The sequence below is a fragment of the Nocardia sp. NPDC050793 genome (genome assembly GCF_040654065.1).
Lineage (GTDB): Bacteria > Actinomycetota > Actinomycetes > Mycobacteriales > Mycobacteriaceae > Nocardia.
The window spans coordinates 778,165-801,377 of sequence record NZ_JBFAHG010000003.1; the positions used below are offsets into that span (position 1 = coordinate 778,165).

Here is a 23,213-nt window from a genome sequence, read left to right on the forward strand (position 1 = left end):
CCAATTGATCGGTTGAGGGTTGCCTTGCGCGTCGTTCCGGGTTACCCCCTTACCTCCGAGCGGGTAGGCGGTGATGACGTTGCCGTTGTGCTCATCGCCGTGATCGGGGTGCCGTGGACGGTTTCGAGGAGCCTCCCGGCGTTGGCTATGGCCCAGGCTCTGATCGCGGCCGATTGCTGGGCCCGAACTCCGCGCCGCATACTTGCAGCGTGCAGGCCGTGTCTTTCGAGGAGCCGGGAGAGCTCTTCGAACTGGGTCGGTGTCACGAAGACCAGGTAGTAGTCTTGCCCGGTCAACGACGCCAGTACAGCTCCGAGGGCGAACGCGTGCTCACCGATCTCCTCGAGGAACTCGGCCAGGTAGCCGGCTCGATCGTCGTCGGAATGGGCGATGTCGAAGGCGGCGACCCAATCCCAGGACAGCGCCGCGGGATAGGACCTCAGCGACGCCAACTGCTCGCGAACAGACTGGGGATCGGCCTCGCGGGAGATGACCGCCATACCCGCCATCTCGTCCGCAGATTCGGCGTCGCGCAGCGGTTCGGCCAGACCCGGGGTGCGATATGCCAGTAGTTCCGCCATGACGGATCGCACGCTGAACTCGAAATCGGATTCTCTCGCAACCGCTTCCCCGCGGTAGATGCCGTCCGCTCCTACCCTGCTCGTGTAGTCCTCCCAGCTCAGGTTCGAGTGGTTGATGTTGTTCTCCACGCTCCACAGCTGGGCGGACGCGACCCGGAACGGCTTGTAGTGGTCTTGATCGTCATCCTGGGATGGCAGGACCCAAACTGCGAGGATGGGATGGTCGGGGTGGGTGAGGGTGGTCTCGTCGGCGAGGAAGGACACGACCGCTCCGCCCGGTTGCTTCGCCGCAAGTGCCTCGGGGCTCAGGTCCTCGAACTCCGGGTCGTTCACCAGGGTCACATAGGCCAGGAACCCTTCTTTGCTGGGCGTCAGGGTCTCTCGGACCAGAGACCACCACGCGCGGTCGTCACCGAACCAGGTGCGAACGAGGGCTGTATTGCTTGGTAGGTCTGCCATGTCCGAACCGTAACGGCAGGGGCCGACACACTTTGGTGTCAGTTCCTGTCGATACCAACCCGATCGGACCCGCCCTGTCAGAGCGGTAGCGGTGAGACCGGACGCGGCGCAGAAGCATCCGCTATTGCCGCCTATCGCGCGGTCGGACAGCCTGTCTGGCACTCGAAATGCCTCCTGGGCGCTGAATGAATCGGCTGACCCGGTTGGTGGTGGAACTGAGAGAGGAATTCTGAGCTGTTCTTCGCGCTGTTCAGGCGACATGGAGTACGTAGTGCGCACATCTCGCTGGCATGAGCGTCGACTACTACGTGCGGCTCGAACAGGGCCGGATCGGCGCCGTGTCCGAAGAAGTGCTCGACGCTGTCGCCAGCGCCCTGCGCCTCACCGATACCGAACGCGCACATCCGTTTCGGCTGGCCGCCCGTCGGCGGTCCGTGCCGGGCCGGGAACACCGCGCCCGGATCGATCCCGGTCTGCAACGACTGCTCGACTCGTGGCCGACCACGCCCGCGCACATCCTCGACCACCGAATGAACGTGGTGGCCGCCAACGGCCTGTGTATCGGACTGTTCGCCGGTGTGGGCTGGGACCTGGCCGGTGAATCCAACGGCGCGCGACTGGTATTCCTCGATCCGGTCGCGCGCGAGTTCTATCTCGAACGGGCTGAGAAGGCGGAGTTGATCGTCACCTACCTGCGGCTGGCCGCGGGCCGTCATCCCGGCGACACCGAATTATCCTCTCTCGTGGGCGAACTCGCCGTCGCCAGCCCCGAGTTCGCGATATTGTGGGCGGCGCACCGGGTGGCGGAGAAGGGCCCTGGGACGATGCGGGTGCGCCACCCCATGGTCGGGGTGATCACGCTGCTGTTCAACGGTTTCCCGGTGCCCGGCGACACCGATCTCACCCTGGTCACCTTCACCCCGGCCGCGGCTGCCGACGAAGAGGCGATCCGCCTGCTCGGCAGCTGGACCGCACCGGAGCCCTCACTGGACGAGAGGGAATCGGCTGTTGCGGAAGGTGATCCGGCCATGCGGCGCGACATCGGATATGGCTCGGTCGAACAGTGCGGGTGCCGGTCTGTCCGGGCCACGCCGACGTGGTCGGTGGATTCTACGCAACCCTGCACGATGATGCCCCGCTACGCCGCCTTGCATGAACTGGCACACGAATATCGCAGGTGCCCAACAGTATTCGAGCTCCATGGCGCTTCGCCATGCCGCGACAACATATCGACCGACTGTTACGGTCTTCGCGTCCAATAGCTTCAACGGGATGAGAACCGAAATGACAGTTGACGCAACTGATTCGACACCCACGGACGAAACGCCGCTGTGGTTGCAGGGCCGGGATGCCGTGGTCGCGGCCGCCGCCGACGAGGACTGGCGCAACGGCGCACCGGACTACCGGCTGACCGATGAGATCGTGCCGCGCGAGCGCATCACCGAACACGCGCCGGGATCGCTGGAAGCGATCGTCGAGGATCTGGTGCGGGTCTTCGAGATGGAGGTCTCGCACAAGAAGGATCCGGCGACATGGGTGTCGCTGGTGGCCGAGCACTACCGCGGCCGCGTGAACGGCGGACCCTGGCAGGATGCGGAGGAATTCGCGCGGATCGGCAGCTACAACATCCTGATCGGCGACAACCCCTACTACGAGGCCGCGGCCGAGACCTTCGAAAGCTCACACAAGATCTTCCACACCGCCTTCCCGAACGGTTTCTTCTGGGAGGTGCTGGAGGTGCTGTCCGGCCCGCCCACCGTCAGCTTCCGCTGGCGGCACTGGGGCAGCTACGACGGCCCGTACCGGGAGCACCAGCCCACCGGAGCGACGATCGAGATGTTCGGCGTCACGATTGCCAGGGTCAGTGAGGATCTGCGCATCCTCGAGCTCGAGCATTTCTACGACAACAACCAGCTGCTCGGCCCGCTGGCCCACGGCTGCCCGGTTTCCAGGTCCTGACCTCGCCTTCCGGATCGGGCGTGACGCTGAGCCCGTTCCGGGAGTTCAGGATTCGCGGCGGCAGTTCCGCCGCCGCGAATGTCGGCACCCGGCACACGTTGCCGGCGCTGTCGCAGCTCGCGGTGATCCGACACGGACAGCCGGGCGTCGCGGTCGAAAGCCTTTGGTCTCCAGCGTAAGACAGGCTTCAGAATGCTACGTGCGCGCCGCGGGAAGACCGATCCCGAAGCGCCGGTGGCAGACGAATTGGGGGCATTCGCGACTTACCGCCAGCCGGTAGCTTTCCGACGGGATATCCGGCGGTGATATCCGGCGAGGACGGGCAATAGATGAGCGACGAAGGCACCCCACCACATCCGGAGCTGGTGGAGCGGCTGGTACGGCATTTCAGCGTGGTCACGGCTACCCAGCTCGGACCGGACGACGACTATTTCGGTATGGGCCTGGTGAATTCGCTGCGGGCACTGGAGATCGTCGCCTATCTCGAGCGCACCTTCGACTTCGAGATCGATATCGACGACCTGGATCTGGACAATTTCCGGACCGCGCGGCGGGCCGCCGCCTTCGTCACCCGCAAGGGCGCCGCCGACCTCGGGGCAGGCAGGTGAGCGAGCTGGAGTCCTTGCTGCGCCGCGCCGCCTGGGGTGCGGCCGAATGGGACAGCGCGGGGATGCCGCGTGAAATGGTCGCCGCCGCAGCGGAGGCGGGCGTGCTCGGCATGGATCGACCGGCCCGCTCCGGCGGTCGCGGCGCGGATGCGCTGGCAACCGGCCGGACGGCCGCCGAATTGGGTGCGGTGTGCACGTCGCTGCGCTCGTTGTTCACGGTGCAGGGCATGGTCGCCGCGACGATCGATCGCTGGGGCACCGCCGAGCAGCGCACGCGCTGGTTGCCCGCGTTGACGGGCGGCGAGCTGGTCGCGGGCCTGGCGGCGACGGAATCCGGTGCTGGCAGCGACCTTTCGGGAATTTCGACTCGATTCACCGGTGCCGGACCGGAGCTCCGCGTGTCGGGCCGCAAGATGTGGGTCACCTTCGGGGCGCTGGCCGATGTGGTGCTGGTGGCGGGACGATCCGACGACGGCCCGGTCGCCGCGCTGGTGGAGACGGATCAGTCCGGCGTGCTGGTGGAACCGGTGACCGATCAGCTGGGCATGCGCGGCGCGCGCATCGCGCACCTGACCTTCGATGCGGCACGAGTGCCCGCCGAGAACATCGTCGCCCGAGCTGGTTTCGGTCTGTCGCACGTGCTGGGAACCGCACTCGACCACGGCAGGTACACGATCGCGTGGGGCTGCACCGGAATGGCGCGAGCGTGCCTGACCGATGCCGCGGCGCACGCGCACGACCGGATCCAGCGCGATGTCCGGCTTGCCGACCACCAATCGGTGCGCGCCATGCTCGGGCGCAGCTGGGTGGACGTCGCGGGTGCGGAGGCGCTGTGCACCCGCGCGGCCCGCGACCGCGACGAGCGCGAGCCGACCGCGCAGCTCACCACCATCGCCGCGAAATACGCGGCGGCGGCGGCAGCGGCCGCGGCGAGTGAGCGCGCGGTGCAGATACTGGGCGCGGCGGGCTGTGCCCCCGGCAATCGGGCGGGCCGCTTCTACCGCGACGCCAAGATCATGCAGATCATCGAAGGCGCCCGCGAGATCGCCGAGCAGGATCTGGGTGAGTTCGTGCTGCGGTCCGTCGGGGAATCCCGCGCCGCGTCGGCCGTCGCGGCAGGGAGGTGACGGCGATGCCCGCGATCTCCCTCGGTCCGGTGTCGACCGCGTTTCCTGAATCCACTGTCGCGGTGGCCGATCTCGCCGAGCTGTCGGAATTGCCGCCCGCTCGTCGCGCGCACGCACTGTCGCTCGGCATCACCACCGTGCGCTGCGCCGAGGACGCCGCGGAACACGACCTCGCCGCCGGGGCGGCCCGCGAGGCCCTCGAACGCGCGGGACTGGCAGCACGCGAACTCGACGCACTGCTGGTCGTCGGCGGGCGCGCACCGCGCTACCTGCTCGCCTCCGAGGCCACGCGCCTGCAGCAGCGCCTCGGCGCGGATCGCGCGTTCGTCGCGGGGATCGGCGAGCTCGGCTGCGTGTCGATCTCGGCAGCGTTCACCCTCGCGGCGGCGCTGCTCCGCGGCGACACACGCTGCCGCACAGTCCTTGTCGTGGCTGCGGCGACCGCGCCGACCCGATTCCGCTATCGCGCGCCGATGACGATCCTCGGCGACGGAGCCGCCGCCGTGGTGCTCAGCGCCGGACGCGGCGGCCGGTATCAGTTGGTCGACCACGAGGTGCGCAGCGACGGCCGCTACGCGGACCTGTTCCGGATCGACTACCGCGATGTGCGTTCGGATCAGTGGCGCGAAACCTGCGCCGACGAAGCCACCTACAGCTTCCGGCTCGCGGTCGAGAGCCGCAAACGTCTCGCGGCGATGAACGACGACGTGCTGTCCCGCAACGGATTACGGCTCGTCGATATGGGTTCGGTGCTGATGCAGAACCTGTCGGCCGGGGCGTTCGCCTTCTGGGAGGAGGCGCTCGGCGTCGGCATCGATCCGGCCTGCCAGCGCAACCTCGCGGGATTCGGTCACCTCGGCTCGGTGGACATGCTCGTCAACCTCGACCTCGCGGCGCGGACGCGTGCGCCGGGGGATCACGTGTTGTTGCTGAACAGCAGTCCGGTCGCGGCGTGGAGCACCAGCCTGCTGCGCCGTCTGCCGGACGGCGATCTGGGAGGGGCGTCATCGTGAACGCGATCGTGAAATGCCTGGTGTGGGATCTGGACGACACGCTGTGGGACGGTGTGGTGCTGGAGGACGACGCCCGCGCGCCGCGTCCGGAAGCGCGCAGGACGCTGCGGCTGCTGGACGAGCGCGGTATCGTGCACGCGATCGCGAGCCGCGGCGAGCCCGCTCCGGCGCTGGCGCATCTGTCGGCGCACGGTGTCGAGGAGATGTTCTGTGCGACGCAGATCGGCTGGGACGCGAAATCCGAAGCGGTGCGCCGGATCTCCGAGTCGCTGAACATCGGCCTCGACGCCATCGCCTTCGTCGACAACGACCCGGTCGAACGCGCCGAGGTGGCGTCCGCGCTGCCGCAGGTCCGCTGCTATGCCGCCGAGGACGTGGCGGGTTTGCCGGATCTCGCGGAGTTCAGCCCGGCGGTCGTCACCAGGGACGCGCGCGAACGCAGGCAGCGCTACCGCGCCGAAGTGCGCCGGCGGACCAGCGAGGAGTCCTTCGCCGGTTCGAACGCCGAATTTCTGCTCGGCCTCGGTCTGGTGATGACCGTTCGCCGGGCCTGCGAGGCGGATCTCGAACGCGCGCACGAACTCACGGTGCGCACCCACCAGCTCAACACGACCGGCCGCACCTTCGATATCGAGCAGCTGCGCGAGCTGAGCGCCTCCGCCACGCACGAAGTGCTGATCGCGACCCTGCGCGACCGGTTCGGCGAGTACGGCGCGATCGGGCTCGTGGTCACCGAATTCCGCGGCACGGATTCGGTGCTGCTGCTGATGCTCATGTCCTGCCGGGTGATGTCGCGCGGGGTCGGCGGCGCGCTGCTGGCGCACCTGATCGACCGGGCGAGCGCGCGCGGACAGCGCTGCGTCGCGGAATTCGTGCCGACCGAGGTCAACCGGGTCATGCTCGTCACGCTGCGCTTCGCCGGATTCGTTGTGCTGGAACAAGATCCGGAGGGTGTGCGGCTCGGTCACGACGGACGAACCGCGGTGCCGAACACCGCCCACGTGCTCGTGCGGTCGGCCGATGCGCCGACGCCGCCCGGCGATCTGATCAGCGGTCTGCTGCGCCGGGTCGCCGAGTTCCCGGACAGGAGCGCGCTGATCTCCGGTGGGGAGACTCTCACCTATCGCGCACTCGACAGCCGCACAGCCGTTCTCGCTGGTCGACTGGTCGGGGCGGGCGTGCGTCCTGGCGACGTGGTGCTGTGCCTGCTGCGGCAGGACGCGTGGACGATGGTGGCGATGCTGGCCGCGCTGCGCGCCGGGGCGGCATGGTGCCTGGTCGAGCCGGGGCGGGCGAGCGCGCAGGTGCGCGCCCTGGTCGGCGACTTACCGTGCACCGCAGTGGTATTCGACGAGCACGCGCCGCACACCTCGATCGACGAGGTGGCGGCACTGCTCGCGCCGGCCCAGCCCGCCCTGGTTCCGCTTGGCGCGATCTCGCCGACCGGCCCGTTGCCAGCGCCCCCGCCCGCGACGGCGCCCGCCTACGTCATCACCACTTCGGGATCGACCGGCGCCCCCAAAGCCGTCGTGGTCAGCCGCGGCAATCTCGCCGCGATGATCTCCGGACGCGATTATCCGTGCGCCGACGGCGAATTGGTCACCCTGTCGACCTGCCCGCTCACCGCCGACGCCGCACTGCTGTTCGGACCGTGGGCGCTCACCCGTGGCGGCACCGTGGTGGTGCCGACCCACCGGGAACTGCCCGACGCCGCCGCGGTCGGCGCGCTCGCGGCCCGGTCGCGGGTCAGCCATCTCGTCGCCACGCCGTCGTACTACCGGCTGCTGCTGCCCAGGCTGGCCGAGACGGCGACCGCGCCGACGGTGGTCGCCCTCGCGGGCGAGACGCTGTCCCCGTCGCTGGCAGCCCGGCATCGCGAATCGCTCCCCGGCACCGTGCTGATGAACGAGTACGGCCCCACCGAGGCGACCGTCACCTGTGTGTGGCACGTCGTCACCGATACCGGGACGGTGCCCATCGGCAGGCCGCTGCCGGGCAATACCGCGCGGGTGCTCGGGCCGAAGCTGACGGTGATGACCGACGGGGACGTCGGCGAACTGTACGTCGGCGGAGATCAGATCACCCTGGGCTACGCTGCCCGTCCCGGACTGACCGCCGCCCGTTTCGTCGCCGACCCGTTCGCCGACGAACCTGGCGCGCGGATGTATCGCACCGGCGATCTCGCTCGGCTCACCGCCGCTGGGGACATCGACTACCTCGGCCGCGCCGACGGTCAGGTGCAGATCCGCGGCGCGCGGGTGGAGCGTCATGCGGTGGAGTCGGTGCTGGAGACCCATCCCGGCGTCGGGCACGCGGTGACGGTGGTGCGCACCGGTCGCGACGAGATCGACGAACTGGTGGCGTTCATCGTGCCCGCCGCAGGCACCGCGCCTCCCGGTCGCCGGGAGCTGGCTCGGCACTGCGCCGAACGGCTGTCGCCGCTGGAGGTGCCGAGCCGGTTCGTGCCGATCGACACGATTCCGATCGCCGCGGCGGGCAAGCTCGACGAAGCCGCCCTGCTGGCCAGGGCCGACGATCCGCCGCTGCCGGGGCCGTCGCGCCACGACTGGACAGCTGAGCAACGCGAGATCGCCGAATTGTGGTCCGCCGCACTCGAACACGACGACTTCGATCTCGACGACTCGTTCTTCGAGATCGGCGGCAACTCGCACCGGGTGGTCGTGCTGCATCTGCTGCTCGAGCAGCACCGGCCGGGCGCGGTGCGCGTCGGGCAGCTGTTCGATCTGCGCACGATCCGCGACCAGGCCGACGCGCTCGCGGCGAGCGCCGCCGTGGCGGCCGAATCTTCCGTACCCGTCTCCACTCGAGCCTTCGAGCTGTGACCCCTCAGGAGCACGCCTTGCCGGACCCCGGCATCCATGACATCGCCTACGCGCGTGACACCGACATCGCGATCGTCGGTATCGGCGCGCGTTTCCCGGACGCCGCCGACCTCGCGGAATTCCGGGCCAACCTGGCCGCAGGGCGCGATTCGGTGGGGCCGATGCCGCCCGAACGAATCGCCGCCACCGGCCTGGACGACGCCGTCACGTACCTGCCGATGGGGCACCTCGCCGAGATCGACGGATTCGACTACCGCTTCTTCGGTCTGTCCCGCCGGGAGGCGTGCGTCACCGATCCGCAGCAGCGGCTCGCCCTGGTACTGGCCCAGCGTGCGATCGAGAACGCCGGATACACCACGGACCGGCTGGCCAGGGCGGTCACCGCCGTCGCGCTCAGCGCCGCGCAGTCGAGCTATCACTCCGCCGCGGTGGACCCGGGCCCGTTGAGCCTGCTCGGCAACGCCACCTTCGCGGGCCCGGCGCGAATCGCGCACCGGTTCGGATTCACCGGCGCCTGCTTCGGCGTCGACAGCGGATGCAACAGCGCGCTCGTCGCGGTGCACCAGGCCTGCCGCGAATTGCGCAGCGGTGACGCCGATTACGCGCTGGCGGGCGGTGTGATCGTGCGGGTGCACGGCTCCCCGTCGTGGGGCGGGGCGAGCTTCTCCGAGATCATGTCGCCCAGCGGCGTCTGCCGCGCCTTCGACGCCGACGCCGACGGCACCGTGAACGGCGAGGGCGGCGCGATCCTGCTGCTCACCACGGTGGGCCGGGCACTGGCCGACGGCGCACCGATCCACGCGGTGATCCGCGGCAGCGCGACCCGGCACAACGGAGCGGCCGCCGCCACCATCAGCACACCGAGCGCCGCCGCCCAGAGCGCCGTCATCGCCAAGGCATGGGAGGCTGCCGGACTCGACCCGCGCACGGCCGGTTATCTCGAAACCCACGGGTCCGGCACACGGCTCGGTGACGCGGTGGAGCTGGAATCGATCGGCACCGTCTTCGGCGGCGGCCCCGGCCTGCCCATCGGCTCGGTGAAGACGAACATCGGTCACCTCGATCACGCGTCTGGCATCGCCGGTCTGGTCAAGGCGGTGCTGAGCGTATCGGAGGCGCAGCTGTTCCCTTCGCTGCACTTCACCCGTGCGACCGGCGGCTTCGACCTGGCGGCGGCCGGTATCGACGTGCTGACCGAGAGTCGTCCGTGGACCGGTGACGCGGTGCGCGCCGCCGGAGTCAGCTCGTTCAGCCTCGGCGGCAGTATCGCGCACTGCGTGGTGTCGCAGGCTCCGCCGGTCCCCGCCGCGCCGCCGTCGCACCACGCGCGCCTGATCGGCGTCTCCGCGCGCACGCCCGAAGCGCTGAGCGAGCTGTGCGCCCGCCTCGCCGAGGCGGTGCGCGGCACCGACGCTTCGCTGGACGAAGTGGCCGCGACGCTCACCCTCGGCCGCGACCAGTACGAGCACCGCGTCGCCGTGATCGCCTCGGACACAGCACAACTCGCCGAGGCGCTGGACAAGGCCACGGTGCGCGCGCACCGCGTGCCGACCGCGCCGCGCGTGGTGCTGCTGATGTCTCCCGACGCCGTCCCGGTCGCATCGGGACAGGCCGGCACCGCCGCGGCGCAGCCGCCAGGACTGCCCGCCGAGTTGCCCGCCACCGGCGCGACGGCGACGGTGCTGGCCGGGCAGATCGCGGTGCACGAACGGCTCACCGCGTGCGGAGTCCCGCTCGCGGCGCTGCTGAGCGCGGGATCGTCACGCTACGCCGCCCGGTACCTGCTCGGCTCCCGCGACCGGGTCGACCCGGCCGAACTCGCCGACGCGCCGCCCACCATCGACAGCGACCGGCTCCTCGGCGCGGTACGCACCCTCATGGCCGAGGGGCCGGTGGTGTTCGTGGAGCCGAGCCAGGACGGCAGGCTGGCCGCGCTCATCGCCGAAGCGGTGCCGGAGGCCGAGATAGTCTCCGCCGCAACCGATACCGCCGACTTGGACGAACTGCTCGGCCGGTTGTACGAATACGGTGTCGACCTCGACTGGTCGGCCGTCGCGCCCGTTCGCGCCCGGCGGGTACGGCTGCCGGGCCATCCGATGCGCGAATCCCGCTGCTGGGTCGACCTGCCCCGCACCACGGCGCCCGTGCTCGTGCCGTCCGCCGCGCCTGCCGCACCGCACGACCACTCCGATCCGGTGCGCTGGCTGCGCCGCACCCTCGCCGAACTCCTGTACACCGACGACGAGATCGACGAGGACGCCGACTATTTCGCCCTCGGCGGCAATTCGCTGATCGCGGTGCAACTGGTGGACCGGATCGAGGAGACCTACGGCTTCCGGCCGAAGCTGCTCGACGTCTACGAGCGCCCGCGGCTGGCCGACTTCGCCGAACTTCTCGCCACCGGGCGCGCGGGCGGCGCCGAGCGCGCACCGATTCCGGCGCTGGTCGCGCACGACGAACCGGTCATGTCCTCGGGACAGGAACGGATGTGGTTCCACCACCAGTTCGATCCGCGGACGACCCTGTACAACTACCCAGTCGTCCAGTTGTTGCGCGGACCGATCGACCCGGACGCGCTGCACGGCACCTTCGACGACCTCGTCGAGCGTCACGAGACCCTGCGATACAACTTCGCCGAAGTGGACGGCGTCGCGGTGCTGCGCATCCGGGATCGGCTGGACGACTACGTCCGCCGCGTCGACGTCTCCGCCGAACCCGATCCGCTCGCCGCGGCCCGCGCCCTCGTGCACGTCGCCGCCACCGAACCGTTCGACCTCGCCGAAGACGCCTTGCTGCGGGTTCTGCTCATCACCGTGGGACCGGATACCCATGTGCTGCAATTGACCTGCCATCACGCCGTCACCGACGGCGCGACGCCCACGATCCTCGGTCGCGAGCTGCCGGAGCTGTACGCCGCACGGCGCGAGGGCCGTCCGCACCGCCTGCCGCCGCTGCCGATCCGATACCGCGACTACGCGGCCTGGCATCGCGCGCTGCTGGCGAGTTCGGCGCTCGACCACGAACTCGACTACTGGCGTGACACGCTGGCCGACGCGCCGGTGCTGCGGCTGCCCACGGATTTCCCACGACCCGATCGCAAAACCTATGTCGGCGACCTGCATCCGTTCACCATCCCCGCGGCGCTGCTCACCGACCTGCGTGCGCTGGCGGGCCGCGAATCGGTCTCGCTGTTCGTGGTTCTGCTCAGTGCCTTCTATCTGACCCTCGCGCGGCACAGCGGCCAGCGCGACATCGTCGTCGGCACGCCGACCACCGGACGCGGCCGACGCGAATTCCAGGATCTGATCGGCTATTTCAACAGCACGGTCGCCTTGCGCACCGACTTCACCGCCGACACGGCGCTGCCGGACCTGCTGACCCGGGTGCGCTCGGTCGTCTTCGGTGCGCTCGAACACCAGGAGATCCCGTTCGACCGGGTGGTCAACGCCCTGGCGCCGCAGCGCGACCTGTCGCGGACCCCGCTGTTCGATGTGCTCTACATCCACCAGGTGACACCACGGATGGAGCGAATCGACGAGGCGGGCGCGGAACTGTTCGACCTCGATCACGCGGCGGGCAACGAGTTCGGCGGATTGCCCACCGGCACCGCGAAATTCGACCTCACCCTGGTGACCTTCGAGTACACCGACGACGTCCCGCGCGATATCGGCGCGTGCCTCGAGTTCAGCACCGAGCTGTTCACCACGCAGACGGTGGCCGCGATCGGCGACGCGTTCCTGGAGATCCTGACGACGATGGCGTCGGACACCGGCGCGCCGCCGATCGAGGCGCTGATCGCCGGACCGCGGCGGGAATCGGACGCGACGACGTCGATCCCCACCGACCATCCGCACACAGGGAACACCGTCTTCGACCACGAAATCATCACGCGCTCAGTAGATCTGGAGAGCTCCGAGCTCGAGCGCTACGACGCCGCGCTGTTCGATGCCTACGCAGTGCTGCTCGGTTGGTACAGCGGCGGTGACCGGGTGCGCATCGGCCTGCCAGACGGACCCGATGGCGCGCGGGATGTCATCGTGACCGTCCGCCCGGACACCACATGGCGAAAGTTGCGCGACAACCCGCCCACATCGGCCACGAGCACGGGCGTGACGCCACTGCGGTACCTCGGTCACACACGGGTTCCGTTGGGGGACACCGCGACCGAAATCGCTCTCTCGTGGACGCACCACCCCGCCGAGTTGCGTCTGCATTACGCGACCGAGCTGTTCGACCGGTCCTCGGTCGAAGCCATCGCCGACGAACTGGTCGCGCTGGCGCGGGCGGCGCTCGACCGGCCGGACGAGCCGGTGCGCGACACCGTGCTCGGCATCGAAACCTTCATGGACGAACAGGAGATCCACCCGTGACCGCACAGCACCGGGTCGGCGTGGTCGGCGCGGGCACGATGGGCGCGGGAATCGCCCAGTGCGTGGCCGAGGCAGGCATGCCCGTCACCGTGGTCGATACCGACCCCGCAGCCGCCGAACGCGCGCGGCGCAGCATTCGCGCGTCGCTGCGTTCCAGCGTGCTGCTCGGCCGGGGGCCGCGCCCCGGCGAGATCGCCGAGATCACCGACCGCATCCGGTGGTCGCAGCGCGTCGAGGACCTGTGCGATGCCACCTTCGTCATCGAATCCGTCACGGAGCGAGTCGAACTCAAGTACCGCGTGTTCGCCGAACTCGACCGCGCGTGCGCACCGTCGGCCGTGTTCGCCTCGGGCACTTCGGCCATCCCCATCGCGGACATGGCCGCCCGCACGGGCAGGCCGGAGCGGATGCTCGGACTGCATTTCATGAATCCCGCGCCGCTGACCGAGGCGGTGGAGGTGATCACCACCGCACACACCGCGCCCGGCACCCTGGCCACCGCGCTCGACTTCCTCGGCGCACTCGGCAAGCGCGGCATCGTGGTCGGCGACGGTCCCGGATTCGTCGTCAACCGGGTGCTCATGCTCGCCATCGCGGAGGCCGCCGCGATCACCGAATCCGGCACCGACGCCGCCACGGTCGACGCCTTGTTCGAGGGCTGCCTCGGCCATCGGATGGGGCCACTGCGCACCGCGGATCTGATCGGCCTCGACAACGTGGCCGACACCCTCGCCGTCCTGCGCGATGCCACCGGCGACGGCCGCTATCGGGTGCCGGACGCGCTGGCCGGGCTGGTCAGGGACGGACACCTGGGCCGCAAGTCGGGAAGGGGATTCCATGCCTACCCGTGAGACGAGCACACTCGACTACCCGCTGGAGCAGACGCCGGGACTTGGTCCGCTGGCTCGGCGCAGCGGGGGAGGGACAGCGGCGGTCGTGCTGGCCGCGCTGGCGGTGTACACGCATCGCCGGACGGGCGCGGCCGAGGTGACCGTCGGCTACCGGTCCGGTGCCACGGCGGTCGAGATCCGCGTGACAGTGGCGGCGCGGCACGACTTCCGCGCCGTCGCCGCACAGGTCGGGGCGCTGCTGCGGCAGCGTGCAACCGGCGCGGCCGGAGGGGAATGTCCGACCGCCGTTCACGACGACGACGGCTGGCGGATCGGCGTGCCCGACGCCGAGTTGCCGGTGTTCACAGGACTTTTCGCCCGGCTCGTCGCCGCGCCCGCAACTCCGATCGCCCGCGTCGATCTCACCACCGAGGAGGAACGCGCGCGCATCCTGCGCCGCGGCGGCCCGGCGCGCGCCAGGGACCCGCACGCCACCGCACTGACCGGTTTCGAGTCGGTCGCTCGCCGGTCGCCCGATGCGATCGCGCTGGTGTACGGCGCGGAGTCGGTCACCTACGGTGAGCTGGACGCTCGCGCGAATCGACTGGCGCGCAGTGTGATTCGGCGCGGCGTCGGGCCCGACACCGTGGTCGGCGTGGCGATCGGTCGTTCGATCGAGGCGATCGTCGCGGTGTACGCGGTGCTGAAGGCGGGCGGTGCGTATCTGCCGCTGGAACCGGGCCATCCAGCCGGGCGGCTGAACCGCATCCTGACAGTGGCCAAGCCGGTGTTGGTGCTGAGCACGCGAAACGACGGATTCACCACCGATGCCGCGCCCGTCCACTACCTCGGCGAACCGGGTGATATGGACGACGACGGCACACCGCTGCACGACGCCGACCGACCCGCGCCACTGCGTCCCGGCAATCTCGCCTATCTCATGTTCACCTCCGGCTCGACCGGCGTGCCCAAGGGCGTCGCGGTGCCGCATGCGGCGGTGGTGGACCACCTGCGGTGGATGAGCGAGCACATCGGCCTCGACGAGACCGACACCGTCCTGCAGAAGACGCCGGTCACCTTCGACGTCTCGATCTGGGAGCTGTTCTGGCCCTCGAGTATCGGGGCGACCCTTGCCATCGCGCCGCCGTCGGCGCACACCGACCCGGCCGAACTGACCCGGCTGATCGCCGCGCACGCGGTGACCACCCTCCAGTTCGTGCCCTCGACGCTGAGCAACCACCTCAACGTGGTGTCCAGCTTCCCGGCCTGCGTTCGCCGCGTGCTGACCATCGGGGAGACTCTCACACCCGCGCTGGCACAGCGGTTCGGTGCGGCGGCGCCTGCGCGCCTGCACAACCTCTACGGGCCGACCGAGGCCACCGGCGCGGTCACGGGATATCCGGTGAGCGTGCGGGATTCGGCGTCGATACCGATCGGTTCGGTCGCGTCGAACACGCGGGCGTACGTGCTCGACGCCCGGCTGCGCCTCGTTCCCGACGGGTTGCCCGGCGAACTGTATCTGGCGGGAGCGCAATTGGCGCGGTGCTATCAGGGCGATCCCGCGCGCACCGCCGAGCGTTTCGTCGCGGACCCTTTCGAGTCCGGCGCGCGGCTGTACCGCACCGGCGACATCGTGCGCTGGAATGCGGCGACCGAACTGCTGGAGTACCAGGGCCGAGCCGATTTCCAGGTCAAACGCCACGGCGTGCGCATCGAACTCGGGGAGGTGGAGGCCGCGCTCTCGGCGTGCGCAACGGTCGCGCAGGCGGCGGCGACGCTGCGACCCGACGGAAGGCTCCTCGGTTATGTCGTGCCAGTGGCCGAAGCCGTCTGCGCCCCGGACCCACTGCGCACGGAGTTGTCCCGCACCCTCCCCGCGGCCATGATCCCCGATGACATCGTCGTGCTCGACGGGTTCCCCGCCACGGCGGCGGGCAAGGTGGACCGGGCGGCGCTGCCCGAACCGGCGCCGCGGCACACGCCGTATCGTGCGCCGTCGACACCGGTGGAGCAGAACTTGGCCGAGGTGTTCGCGCAGGTGCTCGGCCGGGATCGGGTCGGTGTCGATGAATCTTTCTTCGCTATGGGCGGCGACAGCGTCATGTCGATTCTCCTTGTCTCCCGGGCGAAGTCGCGGGGCGTCTACTTCACCCCGGCGCAGGTCTTCGAACAGCGCACCGTCGCGGGACTGGCCGCGGTCGCCACGACGGGAGCGCCCGAGCGGCGCGTGCTCGCCGAACTACCCGGTGCCGGTGTGGGGGAGATGCCGCCGACTCCCGCCGTCCTCGCGCTGATCGAGCGCGCCGAACACGGTGGCGTGCGGTTCGACCGCTATGCCCAGCACATGGTGCTCGACCTGCCCGCGGGCATCACCGCGACCACGCTGCGGGGGGTGATCGGTGCGGTGGTCGAACAGCACGACATGCTGCGCGCACGGCTCTACCGCGACGCGGGCGGTGAGTGGCGGCTGTTCGCCGACGCCCCCGAATCCTTCGACCCCGCTTCGGTTCTCAGCCGCGTCGACGTCTCGGCCGCGGATGATCTCGAAGAGGCCGAGATCCTCGCCCGCGAGACGGAAGCCGCGACCGACCGTCTCGATCCGGCGAACGGCGCTGTGCTGCGGTGTGTCTGGCTCGATCGGGGTGCGGGAGAACGCGGTGGGCTCCTCGTTGTCGTGATCCACCACATCGCGGTGGACGGCGTCTCCTGGCGCATCCTGATCCCGGACTTCGTCGCGGCGTGGGCGCAGCTCGAGTCGGGCCGGTCGCCGCGGCTGCCCGCCGGGGGCACCTCCGTGCGGCGGTGGGCGCACGCGCTGCGCGAAAAGGCGTACGGCGCTGAGCTTCTCGCCCAAGACGACCAGTGGCGAGGGCTGCTGCGCGGGCCCGATCCGCTGTTCACCGATCGTCCGCTCGACCCGCGCATCGACGTGTCGTCCACGATGCGCCGCATCGTCCTCGAATTCGACGAGGCGACGACCTTCGCCGTCGTGACCGCATTGCCCCCGCGCTACGGCACCGACACCAACACCATCCTGCTGACCGCGGTGGCCGTGGCGATGGTCGCGTGGCGCGGCGGTCACAGCTCGGTGGTCCCGGTCCGGATGGAATCCCACGGCAGGCATGACGATCTCGTCCCCGGCGCCGAGCTCTCACGCACGGTCGGCTGGTTCACCGCCGCCTACCCGTGCCGCTTCGATCTGGAAGGAATCGACATCACGGACGCGATCGAGGGCGGGAACGGCCTTGCCGGCGCAGTGAAAACCGTGAAGGAACAACTACTTTCGGTACCGGATGGCGGCATCGGTTACGGACTGCTGCGCTACTTCGGCGCCGGCATCGATCTGCCCGCCGAGACCACTCAACTGTCGTTCACCTATCTGGGCGCGATCTCCGCGGCGAACGGCCCGTGGCTGCCCGCGGCTCTCACGAACACGCCGCCCCCCGTCGACTCCGGCCTACCCGCCGACGCGTCCCTCGCGATCGACACCGCGGTGATCGGTGATCGGCTCACCGCGGGCTTCTCGTTTCCCGAAACCCTCATCGGACCCGACCGCGTCCGCGCCTTCACCGAGCTGTTCGGAACGGTCCTGGGCGCCCTCGCGCGCCACGCGGCCGATCCCGCCGCGGGTGGGTGGACACCCTCGGATTTCGCGCCCGCCGGTCTGCGCCAATCGGAGATCGACCGCTGGGAGCGCCGCTACGGCAGGTTGTGCGATATCCGGGCGCTCACACCGATCCAGGAGAAGTTCGCCGACCTCGCACCCACGGACCAGGACGCACCGGAGATCCACACCCTCCAGGTCGTGCTGACCTGCGAAGGAACTCCCGATCTCGCACGGTTACGCACGGCCGCCCAGCACGTCGTGGACCGGCATTCCTCGCTGCGGGCAGCCTTCGTCCGCGACGGCGGCGGCCGGTGGCGTCAGCTCGTCATCGCGACCGCGCCGATCGACGTCAGGGAAGTCGACCTCCGCGAGCGCGGTACGGAACTGGACGACATCCTGGCCGAGGAACAGGTGCGCCCGTTCGACCTGGAGAGGCCGCCGCTCATCCGGTTCCTGCTGATCCGGACAGACGAGCGCCGCTGGGTGCTGTCGGTGACCAACCATCGGCTCATCCTCGACGGCTGGTCCGCGCCGATCCTGATGCGAAACCTACTGAGCGCCTTCGCACTCGGCGTGGACGCCCCCGGCGACGTGGACGACGGATTCGCCACCTTTCTGCGCTGGCGGGCCGCGCAAGACCGCGAACCCGCCGCCGCGGCATGGCGCGATGCCCTGCACGACCTCGCCGCGCCGACCCTCGTCGCCGCGCCGGGCGCCGCGCCGCGCGATCCGGCGCGGTCGCACACCGAACACGTCGTGACGCTGACGGCGGCGCGGACCGCCGCGCTGTCGGGCTTCGCCGCCGCGTGCGGCGTCACGCTGAACACCGTTCTGCAGTATGCGTGGGCGTCGGTGCTGGGGGACATCACCGGGAACGACGACATCGTGTTCGGCACGGTGGTCTCCGGACGGCCCGCGAGCATCCCGGGCATCGACGCCATGGTGGGCTCGTTCATCAACACCGTGCCGGTGCGTGTGCGTCGCCGCGACGACCAGCCGATCGGCGCGCGATTGCGCGCGGTGCAGGCCGAACAGGCGGCGCTGCTCGACCACCACCATCTCGGTCTTGCCGAGATCGAGGACGCGGCAGGCGTTCCCGTGCGCGACTACTTCGACACCCTGCTGGTCTTCGAGTCGTATCCGGTCGACGTCGCGCAGACCCCCATCACCGTGGGTGACCTGGTATTGACCGACCTGTCGTCGCGGGAGATCACCCTGTTCCCGCTGACCGCGACGGTATGGCCGCGCGAACAGCTGACGGTGGCATTGAACTGGCACCGCGATCTGCTCGACGACGAGCTGCCGCGCCGGGTGATCACCCGGCTGGAAACCGAACTCGAACGGCTCGCGACCATGCCCGCCGACGACGCGAACGGAGTGAGATGACCCAGACACCGCATCGCCGGACCGACTACCCGCTGACCCTCGCGCAGCAGGAGATCTGGGCCTACACCAGCCTGTACGGCGCGGATCATCGCTACCTCATCGATGGTTACGTCCACCTGCGCGGCCGCATCGATCCCGGCCTGTTCGAACGCGCGCTGCGCGGTGTCGTCGCGGCCGCCGAGACGTTGCGCGTCCGGCTCGACAACGACGGACCCGAGCCACGTCAGGTGGTCGAGGAATGTGCCGAATGGCCGTTGCGCCGTGGCGATTTCGGTGACGAATCCGACCCGGTCGAGGCGGCGCTCGCCTACCTGCGCGCCGCGCCGCCAGCCTTCGACCAAAACGTCGCACCGCTTTTCGAACATCATCTGCTGGATCTCGGTGCGGCGGGCCATCTCTGGGCGATCCGCGCCCACCACATCGTCCTCGACGGCGGCGCGTCGCTGGCTTTCATCCGGGCGGTTGCACGCGCCTACACCGCGTTGCTCGCCGGTGAGCCCGCGCCGGAAGTCGCCGATACCGTCGCGGGATACGTCGAGCAGGATCAGCGGTATCGCGCCTCGCGCCGGTTCACCGACGACCGCGCGTTCTGGTCCGGACGGCTGGCCGGGCTGCCCGACGCTCCGATGTTCGCCCATCCGCCTGTCACGGCCGGTGCGTCCGGGCCGATCCGGCACTCCGGTCGTCCAAGCGACGAAGACTGGCGGGAGTTTCTCGGTGCCGCAGCACGATTCGGTGTCGACTGGCCAGCACTGCTGGCTGCGACGACGGCGCTCCTGCTGCACGCCGACTCGGGTGCGCGGACCGTGGTCCTCGGTCTGCCGGTACCGGCCAAACGATCCTGGCGCGCGCTCGGCATGACCTCGAACGTCGTCGGACTGCGAGTCGAGGTCGACCCCGGCGCGTCCATCGGCGCGCTCGCCATGGCGACGCAGGCGGAGCTGCGAACGGTGCTGCGCCACCAGCACTATCGGCGATTCGACCTGCTCGCCGACGGCACGTCCCCGGGCGGCGAGCACCGGATCACCGGCCCGATGATCAACATCCTGCCCGTTCCGCCCGATATCCACTTCGGTGACGTGGTCGCCACACTGATCCCGGTATCCACCGGATACACCGAGGCATTCGGCATCGGCGTCTATCTCGGCGACGGTCCGCCGCGCATCGATATGGACACCACCGCCGATCGGTGCGACCCCGCGGCGCTGGCGAGTCTGCACAGCCGCTTCCTGACAGCAATGAACGAAGTGGCGGCGGCTTCCGCGGACATGCCCGCCGGGCGGCTCACCCGCGTGCCCGCTGTGACAGCGGCGCGCAGCCCGCACGAGGATCCGACGGGCGCGACCGATCGCGGTATCGCGGAGGTCTTCGATTCGGTCGCGCGCCGGTTCCCCGAATGCCATGCGCTCTGGTATGAGGGCGAGCACGTCAGCTATCGCGAATTGCAGGTTCGCGCCGAACGATTCGCCTACCATCTCGCTTCTCGGCATGGTGTCCGACTCGGGACGCCGGTGGGTCTGCGCCTGCCGCGCACCCCGGAGTTGGTCGTCGCGGCGCTGGCGCTGATGCGGCTCGGCGCGATCTGCGTCCCGCTGCACGAGCAGGATCCGCCCGACCGCGTCGCCTGGATGCTGGCCCACACCGGCACCGAACTCGTTCTCGACGACATCGCGCTGGTGCGCGCCGTCGCGCTGTCCGACGAGCCGGTCCTGACCACACCGGCCGACTCGGTGCCCGCCGACGCGGCGGCCTGGCTGATGTTCACCTCGGGGTCGACCGGCGCGCCGAAAGGCGTGCTCGCCACGCATCGCGCGATGGTGACGCGCGCGATCGACCGGATCGCCGCGGGCCCGGAATACGCACGGATGCTGATGCATTCGCCGTACGCCTGGGACATGGTCGTCTGGGAACTCTGGATGCCGCTGTTGCAGGGGCACACCGCGGTGATCGCGACACCGGACCGCCTCGGGGCCGAGGACTTCCGCCACGTCCTGCGGGCCGGGGAGGTGACCGCGATGCTGTTGGCGGCCGGGCTGTTTCAGGTGCTGGTCAACGACATCCCGGAAAGTCTCGCCCAGCTGCGCACGCTGTCGAGCGCCGGTGACATCCTGCCGCTCGATACCGTGCGGGCGATGCGCGCGGCGGCGCCAGGCATCTCCATCGTCAACATCTACGGTCCGGTGGAGGCGACCGCGTACGCCACCGCGTACTCGATTCCGACCGGACCGCTGCCCGACGAGGCGATTCCGGTGGGCCGAGCCGTGGACCACACCGAGGTACTCGTCCTCGACGCGTTGCTGCGCCCGGTGCCGCCCGGGATGGTCGGCGAGATCTACCTGACCGGTGCGGGCCTCGCGCGGGGGTATCACCGGATGCCCGGCCGCACCGCGACGGTTTTCACGGCCAACCCCTTCGGCGCCCCGGGGTCACGGATGTACCGCACCGGCGATCACGGCAGCTGGGGCGCCGACGGCACCGTGCGGTTCCTCGGCCGCGGTGACCGGCAGGTCAAGGTCAACGGCATCCGCGTGGAGCCCGGCGAGATCGAACACGCGATCCGGAGCATGCCGGGGGTCACCGCGGCGGTCGTCACGGCGCATCGGATGGCGGCGGGCAAGACCTTGGTCGCCCACGTGGTCGCCGCCGAGCCGATCGACACGGCGGACATGCGGACCCGGCTCGCCCGAGTCCTGCCCGCCTATCTGCTGCCCGCCGTGATCGCGCAGATTCCCGCGCTGCCGCTCACCGCCAACGGCAAGGTCGACCGCGCAGCGCTGACCATGCCCGCCTCGGCGGCCGCGGATCCGCCACGGACACCGCGCCAGCAGATTCTGGCCGGGCTGTTCGCCGATGCCATCGGACTGCAGCGGGTCGGCGTGCAGGACGATTTCTTCCGTATCGGCGGGAACTCGCTGGCGGCCATCCGGCTCGCGGCGTCGGCGAGCCGGACCTTCGGGGTCGTCGTGAGCCTGCGCGATCTGCTCGACGCGCCCACCGTCGCCGCGCTGGAACGGCGCATCGCCGATCGCGGCGGTGATCCCACCGCCGTCGGCCGGGACCCCGTTGGCATCGCGTATCGGGAGAGCGACGGCAACGCCTCCCTTTCGGACGACGCGATTCCGCTCGCGCCGAGCCAGCAGCGACTGTGGACGGTCAACTATCTCAGCGAAGGCGCCGCCGACTATTTGATGCCCGCCGCTGTAGACCTGATCGGCCCCCTCGACGCGGCGGTCGTGCGGGCGGCGGTCGGCGATGTGGTGCGTAGGCACGAGATATTGCGGACCACACTGCCTTTCACCGCTGCGGGGCCGGTCCAGCGGATCGAGGCGTTCGACCAGGACGCCGTCGACTACCGCGAGATCACCGACGTCGAGGATCTGAACCGGTTGCTGGAACAGGAGATGGACCGCGGTTTCACGCTGCTCACCGAGGCGCCTCTGCGGGTTCGGCTGTATCGGCTGACGCCCGATCATCACGTTCTGCTCGTGGTCCTGCATCACTGCGCGGGTGACGCCGAGTCACTGGCGCTGCTGCTGCGCGAACTCGAATTCGCTTACCTGGCACGCGCCGAAGGCGCGGCGCCCAACTGGCCGACGCCCCCGGTCCAGTTCGCCGATTACGCCCGGTGGCTGCGCGGGCACGGCGGCGAGCCAGCCCAAGCCCGGTACTGGGGCGACATGCTGTCCGGACTGGAATACGCCCCGCCGCTGGCCGTCGACCACCCGCGGTCCGCCGCCGGTGGATACCCGGCGGCGCTGCTGCCGTTCACCCTCGACGCGGCCACCCACGCCCGTCTGCGGGACACCGCCCGTCGCTGCGGCGCGACCACCTACGCCGTCCTGCACGCGGCCCTTGTCCACGCCCTCACCGACCTGGGCGCCGGACCCGATCTGGTCATCGGCACGGCACTGAGCGGACGCGATCGCCTCGAATTCGACACCATGCTCGGCTGCGCGGCCGACATCGTGCTGATCCGCACCGACCGCACCGCCGCACCGACCGCCGGACAACTGATCGGCCAGATCCGCGACCGGGTCCTGGAGGCCCACGAGAACAAGCGCTATCCGTTCGAGCGGTCCGTCGCCGCCCACACCGGACCGGACCGTCCGCTGCCTCAGATCGTCACCACGTTCTTCCGCGATATCCCGGTCGCGGGCGGCGCAGGCGACATCGAGGTCCGACTACGCGAATTGCCGCCCCAGCGAGCAGAATTCGAGATTCTCATCCAGCTCAGAGAATCCGTCGGCCCAGATGGCGAACCGGACGGCATCCACGGCGAGATCCGCTATGCCGCACCCCTGTGGGATGCCGCGACGATCACCGCGCTCGCACACGGCCTGCAATCCGCGATCACCGCACTGCGCACCGACCTCGACGCCGACCTGTTGGTGCCGATGCGTCCATGAATGCTGTAGCAGGACACGCTCTCT

General features: G+C 69.9%; 11 protein-coding genes and 1 pseudogene. 11 read left to right on the plus strand and 1 reads right to left on the minus strand.

What is annotated here, in order from left to right:
- Positions 1 to 41 precede the first annotated feature (41 nt).
- The gene (locus AB0H50_RS14155) at positions 42 to 1,040 is read right to left on the minus strand and encodes a hypothetical protein (protein WP_357451303.1); all 999 of its coding nucleotides are present in this window, start codon (positions 1,038 to 1,040) and stop codon (positions 42 to 44) included.
- Between the two features lie 287 nt (positions 1,041 to 1,327).
- Here AB0H50_RS14155 and AB0H50_RS14160 point away from each other — a divergent pair.
- The 11 genes and pseudogenes from AB0H50_RS14160 to AB0H50_RS14210 form a co-directional block, all read left to right on the plus strand.
- A pseudogene (locus AB0H50_RS14160) lies at positions 1,328 to 1,432 on the plus strand (transcriptional regulator); the annotation flags it as partial.
- Between the two features lie 42 nt (positions 1,433 to 1,474).
- On the plus strand, positions 1,475 to 2,302 hold the full coding sequence (locus AB0H50_RS14165; protein WP_357451581.1) for a hypothetical protein: 828 nt from the start codon (positions 1,475 to 1,477) through the stop codon (positions 2,300 to 2,302).
- A gap of 22 nt (positions 2,303 to 2,324) precedes the next feature.
- Positions 2,325 to 2,999: a SnoaL-like polyketide cyclase gene (locus tag AB0H50_RS14170; RefSeq protein WP_357451306.1), complete on the plus strand. Its 675-nt coding sequence runs from the start codon at positions 2,325 to 2,327 to the stop codon at positions 2,997 to 2,999.
- Between the two features lie 329 nt (positions 3,000 to 3,328).
- Positions 3,329 to 3,607 carry an acyl carrier protein gene (locus AB0H50_RS14175; RefSeq protein WP_357451308.1) on the plus strand — a complete coding sequence of 93 codons (279 nt, stop codon included), beginning with the start codon at positions 3,329 to 3,331 and terminating at the stop codon, positions 3,605 to 3,607.
- Entirely contained in the window at positions 3,604 to 4,734 is a 1,131-nt protein-coding gene (locus AB0H50_RS14180; RefSeq protein ID WP_357451311.1) for an acyl-CoA dehydrogenase family protein, read from the plus strand. The genes AB0H50_RS14175 and AB0H50_RS14180 overlap by 4 nt, the downstream gene beginning before the upstream one ends.
- A gap of 5 nt (positions 4,735 to 4,739) precedes the next feature.
- Complete coding sequence (locus tag AB0H50_RS14185) at positions 4,740 to 5,747, plus strand: 3-oxoacyl-ACP synthase (RefSeq protein WP_357451314.1); 1,008 nt, start codon at positions 4,740 to 4,742, stop codon at positions 5,745 to 5,747.
- Entirely contained in the window at positions 5,744 to 8,590 is a 2,847-nt protein-coding gene (locus tag AB0H50_RS14190) for an amino acid adenylation domain-containing protein (RefSeq protein WP_357451317.1), read from the plus strand. Before AB0H50_RS14185 ends, AB0H50_RS14190 begins: the two co-directional genes overlap by 4 nt.
- Positions 8,587 to 12,960 (plus strand): condensation domain-containing protein, encoded by a 4,374-nt coding sequence (locus tag AB0H50_RS14195; RefSeq protein WP_357451320.1) that lies wholly within the window; start codon positions 8,587 to 8,589, stop codon positions 12,958 to 12,960. The genes AB0H50_RS14190 and AB0H50_RS14195 overlap by 4 nt, the downstream gene beginning before the upstream one ends.
- A complete protein-coding gene (locus AB0H50_RS14200) occupies positions 12,957 to 13,811 on the plus strand; it encodes a 3-hydroxyacyl-CoA dehydrogenase family protein (protein ID WP_357451323.1) in 855 nt (284 codons plus the stop codon). The genes AB0H50_RS14195 and AB0H50_RS14200 overlap by 4 nt, the downstream gene beginning before the upstream one ends.
- A complete protein-coding gene (locus AB0H50_RS14205) occupies positions 13,798 to 18,783 on the plus strand; it encodes an amino acid adenylation domain-containing protein (protein WP_357451326.1) in 4,986 nt (1,661 codons plus the stop codon). The genes AB0H50_RS14200 and AB0H50_RS14205 overlap by 14 nt, the downstream gene beginning before the upstream one ends.
- On the plus strand, positions 18,780 to 23,189 hold the full coding sequence (locus AB0H50_RS14210) for an amino acid adenylation domain-containing protein (protein WP_357451329.1): 4,410 nt from the start codon (positions 18,780 to 18,782) through the stop codon (positions 23,187 to 23,189). Before AB0H50_RS14205 ends, AB0H50_RS14210 begins: the two co-directional genes overlap by 4 nt.
- Positions 23,190 to 23,213 lie beyond the last annotated feature (24 nt).

Bases quoted from the DNA above. Each gene is read 5' to 3' on its own strand.
- AB0H50_RS14185 (WP_357451314.1), top strand. From the start codon at position 4,740: ATGCCCGCGATCTCCCTCGGTCCGGTGTCGACCGCGTTTCCTGAATCC.
- AB0H50_RS14170 (WP_357451306.1), top strand. From the start codon at position 2,325: ATGACAGTTGACGCAACTGATTCGACACCCACGGACGAAACGCCGCTG.
- AB0H50_RS14205 (WP_357451326.1), top strand. From the start codon at position 13,798: ATGCCTACCCGTGAGACGAGCACACTCGACTACCCGCTGGAGCAGACG.
- AB0H50_RS14210 (WP_357451329.1), top strand. From the start codon at position 18,780: ATGACCCAGACACCGCATCGCCGGACCGACTACCCGCTGACCCTCGCG.
- AB0H50_RS14155 (WP_357451303.1), bottom strand. From the start codon at position 1,040: ATGGCAGACCTACCAAGCAATACAGCCCTCGTTCGCACCTGGTTCGGT.
- AB0H50_RS14175 (WP_357451308.1), top strand. From the start codon at position 3,329: ATGAGCGACGAAGGCACCCCACCACATCCGGAGCTGGTGGAGCGGCTG.